Origin of the sequence: Vibrio sp. V33_P6A3T137 (assembly GCF_009904835.1) — a bacterium.
GTDB classification, from domain to species: Bacteria; Pseudomonadota; Gammaproteobacteria; order Enterobacterales; family Vibrionaceae; genus Vibrio; species Vibrio metschnikovii.
This window is the reverse complement of sequence record NZ_WXWK01000014.1, coordinates 1-5,932: the sequence shown is the minus strand read 5'-3', so window position 1 is coordinate 5,932 and position 5,932 is coordinate 1. Positions and strand designations below refer to the sequence as shown.

Below are 5,932 nucleotides of genomic sequence, written 5' to 3'. Positions count from 1 at the left end.
GGCTAAAGCTGTGCCTGGCATCTACCCCAACCAACTGAGCTTCACAACGTGTGCTCACTCTATTATTCACGTAATTTTGGGGTTCTGGTTGGAGTCGGCGGGAACAATCCCTAAGCGCATTACTCACTTGCAGGAAGAGGCGATACACCATGTCTTGCCCATTAAACGAGAAGAGCGGATATATCCGAGAGCAATAAAACCAAAGGCAAAGAAATACCCCAATAAAAAGAAAGCCAGTCAGCTTAACTGACTGGCATTAGCCGTTAGGCTCGTTAATTTCTTTTATGCTTTACGCTCTAGCATCACGCCTGCTTCCATGTGGTGGGTGTACGGGAATTGATCAAATAAAGCGAAGCGAGTGATGTTATGCGTAGTAGATAAAATATCTAGGTTCTCTTTTAAGGTCTCAGGATTACAAGAAATATACAAAATACGCTCATACCCTTGTACCATTTTACAGGTATCAACATCCATTCCTGCACGCGGCGGATCAACAAAAATAGTGTTACAGCGGTAACTTTTAAGATCAATGCCAGCCTCTTTTAAGCGATTAAATTCGCGTTTGCCTTCCATCGCTTGAGTAAAATCTTCCGCAGACATACGAATGATTTGCACATTGTCTATATGATTCGCGGCAATATTGTATTGTGCGGACTCTACTGAAGGCTTCGCTAATTCTGTCGCTAATACGCGATCGAAATTTTGCGCGAGAGCGAGCGAGAAATTACCATTGCCACAATACAACTCTAGTAGATCACCTTGGCTTTCTTGCGTGCAGTCTACTGCCCATTCGAGCATCTTCTCGGCAACTTTTCCGTTGGGTTGGGTAAAGCTATTCTCAACTTGTTGGTAAAGATATGCTTTATCGTTAACGTGTAGTTTTTCTACGACATAGTCTCGGTCTAGGACAATTTTCATTTTCCGAGCTCGTCCGATCACGTTGAGATTAAAGCCTTCATCGTTCAGTCGTTGTTTGAGTTGCTTAGCCTCAGATGTCCATGCTTCATCAAGCTGACGATGGTAGATCAAAGAAACTAATAGCTCGCCACTCAAGGTTGATAAAAAATCCACCTGAAACAGTTTGTGACGCAATGTTTTATTACCTTGCATCGCTTCTATTAACAGTGGCATTAGGTCGTTAATTAAACGGCTGGCGGCGGGGAACTGATCAACTCGATACTTTTCTCGAGTAGTTGGATTAAACATGACGTAATACATTTCATCCCCTTCATGCCAAACCCGAAACTCTGCGCGCATCCGGTAATATTGCTCTGGAGATTCAAATACTTCTAGCTTTGGGACGTGATAGGGCTGAAACATTTCAGTAAGGCGGGTGATTTTCTCAGCCAGTTGTGCTGAATAATGTTCAGGATTTACGTCAAGCGTCGCCATGATGGTATTACCTTTTACTGGTGCATTTATTGAAAGAGCGCAGATTTTATTCAATCTGACCTACATGTCCAGTTTTGTTGGTGATTTACCAAGTTTAAGGTAATGACAAATCACTTGATTATCATCGGTGATACTAGACAAGCTCACCATTGGTCAATAGTATCATTATAGCTGGTGATATTTAGCTGCCTAGATGGCTAAATTCTGAAAAGGGAATCTGGTGTAAATCCAGAACTGACGCGCAGCGGTAAGGGAGAACGAACGCTCATCAAGACACTGCCTAATGGTGGGAAGTCGAGTTATTAGGTTAATGCTCTCGAGTCCGAATACCTGCCAGCAACTGGGCCAGCAGTGGTGTTTTGCTCAGGAGAATCTACGCGTTTTAGGATAACAACATAATGAATAAATCTTATCTAAGCCTGGCGATGATGTCAGCGCTCTCTTATTGCTCTCTTACCTATGCCCAAAGTTTACCCGTTGATGAGACCATGGTGATAACAGCCAATCGGTTTGAGCAAAAGCAGGTATCGGTACTGGCGGCAACAACGGTGATTGAACGCCAAGAAATTGAACAATATCAAGCGCGATCTTTGACGGAGGTTTTACGTCGAGTACCCGGAATCGAGATAGCTCAAAATGGTGGTCGAGGGCATACGGCTTCTGTTTTTATGCGAGGTACCAATAGCAGTCATGTTCTCATTTTAGTGGATGGAGTTCGGATTGATTCAGCCGCTGGTGGGGTTGCCATTAATCGTTTTCCAATTGGCTTAGTTGAGCGTTTAGAGGTGATTCGTGGCTCTGGTGCCGCGATGTATGGATCTGATGCTATCGGTGGTGTGATCAATATTATCACTCGCTCTCATCGTGGAAATAATCTCAAGCAAGTGACGCTTGGTGTTGGCAGCAACCAATCCCGTAAAGGTGAAGTGGTCACGAGGACGGATGTGAATGAGCTGGGGCATCTACAACTTTCTGCAGGTTTTGAGAAAACCGATGGTTACGATATAAAAAGTCCGCAGACAGGTGTGGACTATGGTTATGAAAGCCAGAATTTGATGGGCGGCTATGAACATCGCTTCAATCAGAACTGGTTGGGGTATGTATCAGCTAGCTGGTTTGACAGTGATGTAGAATACAATTCTTCCGGTACGCTCTACCACAGTTTTTCCGACAACCAGAGTTTTACTGGGAAGATGAATTACGAAGGGAAGCGCTTAAAAAGTTTGTTGATGCTTAATTATCAGCAAACAGAAAAACTCGATTATACCCAAAGCGAGGGTAAAAATAATGCTAATACCAAGGCGAACATCGATCTTACCCAGACGCAATGGGCGAACCTTTATCAGCTGAATGACATTATTCAACTTGGAGCGGGTATTGATGGCCGCTGGGAAAAATTAGACCATGATGCGCTCAGTTATGGTAGTCGTCATGTGTTGGCGGGAGAAAGCCGAGATACCTACGGTATTTTTGGTTCTGGCAAACTGACGGTGAGTGATTGGGTTTTTGAAGCGAATATTCGTCACGATAAGCATGATAAATATGATGACTACACCACTTGGTCTTTCGCTGCCGGTTATCAAGTTAACGATCATTATCGTATGCGGGCCAGCTATGGCACAGCATTTAAAGCACCGAGTTACACCGATTTATCAACGGCACCTGATCTTGAACCAGAAAAGTCTAAGAATAGTGAGATAGGATTCGATATCACTTATCCATTAGCGCGAGTGAGTGTATCGGCTTATGACAACCAGGTGGATAATTTGATTATCTGGTATTCTGATCCTAACGGTGCCGTGTGTGATGTGGTGAATTGGGGAGGATGCACTTTGAATACCGATGCACGAATTAAAGGGGTGGAATTGGAAGTGAACTTTGATACGGGTCCAATCAATCATACTTTAGTGGCGGAGTACAAAGATCATAAAGATGATAATCATGTGCAGTTGGCTCGTCGGGCAAAAGAAAACTACAAGTGGATTACTGCCATACAATTGGGTAACTTCGATATAAATACAACTTATACCTATACGGGTAAGCGCCTAGACTTGCCTATACCAGAGCCAACCAGTAACGATTATATTCACTCCACTAACCTGTGGGATGTGTCTGTAGGCTACTGGTTAAGTGATACCATGGTCATTCGTAGTCGGATAGAAAATCTCTTTAATGAGCAGTATCAAAGTGCGCTCGGGTATCGTGCCCCAGAGCGGGCCTTTTACCTAAACGCCAGTTACCAGTTCTAAAAAATAAGACCGCCTTACAGCGGTCTTATTTTTTAGAACTATCTGACAAACCATACTCATAATATTACTATTTCATTACAGTGAGAGTGGTTGCCTAATGATAAAGAGGGAGTATGATCACTGACTCTTTCTTCTTGGGGTGTAGTATGCAGCAACAGTTGTCACATAAGGTTCTAATTTTTGACTCAGGTGTTGGTGGATTGTCAGTTTATCAAGAGATAGTTTCACTATTACCACAGCTTGATTATACCTATTTGTTTGATAACGCCGCGTATCCTTATGGCGAATTAGCGCAGGAAGTTTTGCTTAACCGTGTTGAGCGTTTAATTATTTCATTAGTCAAACAGCAATCTTTTGATTTAGTAGTGATAGCTTGTAATACCGCTAGTACTATTGTACTCCCCATGCTGCGTGCCAAATTATCCATTCCGGTTGTAGGCGTGGTTCCTGCGATAAAGCCAGCCTCACTCGTTGCCCATAAAGCGATTGGCTTGATTGCTACTCCCGCAACGATCACAAGACAATACACACATGATTTAATCCGTAATTTTTCGAGTAAAAAAAGTGTTGAACTGCTTGGGTCGACACGTTTAGTTGATATGGCGGAAGAGAAGCTGCGCGGGCAAGACGTCGATAAAGAGGAATTGGCGACGATTTTAAGTCCACTGATTCAGCGGATAGATGTTGCGGTATTAGGATGCACCCATTTCCCACTCATTAAAGCAGAGATTCAACAAGTATTAGGTGATGATGTGATGTTGATTGATTCTGGTCAGGCGATAGCTCGTCGAGTACAGCAGTTGCTTGATGTAGAACCTAGCTTAAAGCATCAGCATCCGCACACGATTTTCGCCAGTGCGCCCCCTTGGAAAGAGAGCGCTCTGAATGCGAACTTAATTAAAATGGGCTTTAATCCTGTTCGTCCATTTCCTCATCTGGATGTTTTGGATCATTAGCAACTCTCACTTTGAGTGTGCGCTGCATATAGTCTTTTTCATTGAGTGCATTAATCGCCGCAGAGGCATGGGCCGTGGCAATGACTACAAATCCAAACCCTCGGCGTTTTCCTGTGCGTTTATCTTTCATTAATCGGACCGCAAACACATCACCGTATTGAGCAAACAAATCACGCACATCCGATTCATTAGCTTTATAGGGTAGGTTTCCGACGTAAAGCGTTTTTGTATTACTGGATGACTCCTCGGTTGATGGAGCATTCACTGATACTACGGAAGGATTTGATAAAACTTGCAGAGTGATCGCGGCAGAAATAACACCAATAACAAAACTTACCGCGGGATGAATCGATAATAGAGAAAAAACCAGTGCACCAATGATAGCCAGTGCAACAATAAATAATGTAGATTTATTCGAGCTCATATTGAAATACTACTTAATCAGAATGAAAGTAAGAGGCGTATCTAAGATTAACAATATAGACACATGAATCTTACGTTTATGCTTGGAGTTTTTCCAATCGATTGCTGTGACCCTCTTCAAATGTTGGAATTTTATTCAAAAATTAATGATCCGATGGCTTTTTGAGCGAACGGAAAATTAATAGAAAAAAGTACTTGCTAAGCTAAACTAACTCCCTATAATGCGCCCTCACTGACACAGCAGACGCCGCAAGGCTTCAGGCAGTGTTGGTTGAGGGAAAGCTTCTAAAAAAGAAAATTTGAAAAAGTGTTTGACTCTTCAAATTAACTCGCTAGAATTCACCTCCGCTTCGAAGCTCAACGAGAGATTCGCAAGCCAGCTCTTTAACAATTTAAACCAATCAATCTGTGTGGGCACTCGTTGATGATAATCAAAATGCTTAGCAATAAGCACTTCGGTTTCAATGAACTGAGTGACCAAATTGATAGCGCTTTTAGCACTATCGGCACAGTCAATTCATTATCGTTCTGTTGGAACGATAATAGCTTTGAATTACGCTTCTATTTATAGGAGCTAGGTAATTTAAAGTCAGTATTCATTGAGCCAAAAAGAACTTAAATTGAAGAGTTTGATCATGGCTCAGATTGAACGCTGGCGGCAGGCCTAACACATGCAAGTCGAGCGGTAACAGGAAGGAAGCTTGCTTTCTTTGCTGACGAGCGGCGGACGGGTGAGTAATGCCTGGGAAATTGCCCTGATGTGGGGGATAACCATTGGAAACGATGGCTAATACCGCATGATGCCTACGGGCCAAAGAGGGGGACCTTCGGGCCTCTCGCGTCAGGATATGCCCAGGTGGGATTAGCTAGTTGGTGAGGTAATGGCTCACCAAGGCGACGATCCCTAGCTGG

The 5,932-nt window shown here is 43.2% G+C and carries 4 protein-coding genes, 1 rRNA gene, 1 pseudogene and 1 riboswitch; of the genes and pseudogenes, 4 read left to right on the top strand and 2 right to left on the bottom strand.

Going from position 1 to position 5,932, the window contains the following annotated elements; all coding sequences use genetic code 11:
• A pseudogene (locus tag CAG60_RS01250) lies at nucleotides 1-250 on the top strand (IS4 family transposase); the annotation flags it as partial.
• A gap of 32 nt (nucleotides 251-282) precedes the next feature.
• On the opposite strand, the gene trmA reads toward CAG60_RS01250, so the two are convergent.
• Complete coding sequence (trmA, locus tag CAG60_RS01245) at nucleotides 283-1,392, bottom strand: tRNA (uridine(54)-C5)-methyltransferase TrmA (protein WP_161429831.1); 1,110 nt, start codon at nucleotides 1,390-1,392, stop codon at nucleotides 283-285.
• Between the two features lie 155 nt (nucleotides 1,393-1,547).
• A riboswitch (cobalamin riboswitch) is annotated at nucleotides 1,548-1,744 on the top strand.
• Nucleotides 1,745-1,790: 46 nt separating this feature from the next.
• Here trmA and CAG60_RS01240 point away from each other — a divergent pair.
• Nucleotides 1,791-3,641 carry a TonB-dependent receptor domain-containing protein gene (locus tag CAG60_RS01240; protein WP_161438092.1) on the top strand — a complete coding sequence of 617 codons (1,851 nt, stop codon included), beginning with the start codon at nucleotides 1,791-1,793 and terminating at the stop codon, nucleotides 3,639-3,641.
• A gap of 146 nt (nucleotides 3,642-3,787) precedes the next feature.
• Nucleotides 3,788-4,597 (top strand): glutamate racemase, encoded by an 810-nt coding sequence (murI, locus tag CAG60_RS01235; RefSeq protein ID WP_161425227.1) that lies wholly within the window; start codon nucleotides 3,788-3,790, stop codon nucleotides 4,595-4,597.
• Here murI and CAG60_RS01230 read toward each other — a convergent pair.
• A complete protein-coding gene (locus CAG60_RS01230) occupies nucleotides 4,551-5,021 on the bottom strand; it encodes an RNA recognition motif domain-containing protein (protein ID WP_154169876.1) in 471 nt (156 codons plus the stop codon). The genes murI and CAG60_RS01230 overlap by 47 nt on opposite strands.
• Nucleotides 5,022-5,637: 616 nt before the next feature.
• Here CAG60_RS01230 and CAG60_RS01225 point away from each other — a divergent pair.
• Nucleotides 5,638-5,932, top strand: a 16S ribosomal RNA gene (locus CAG60_RS01225); the annotation flags it as partial.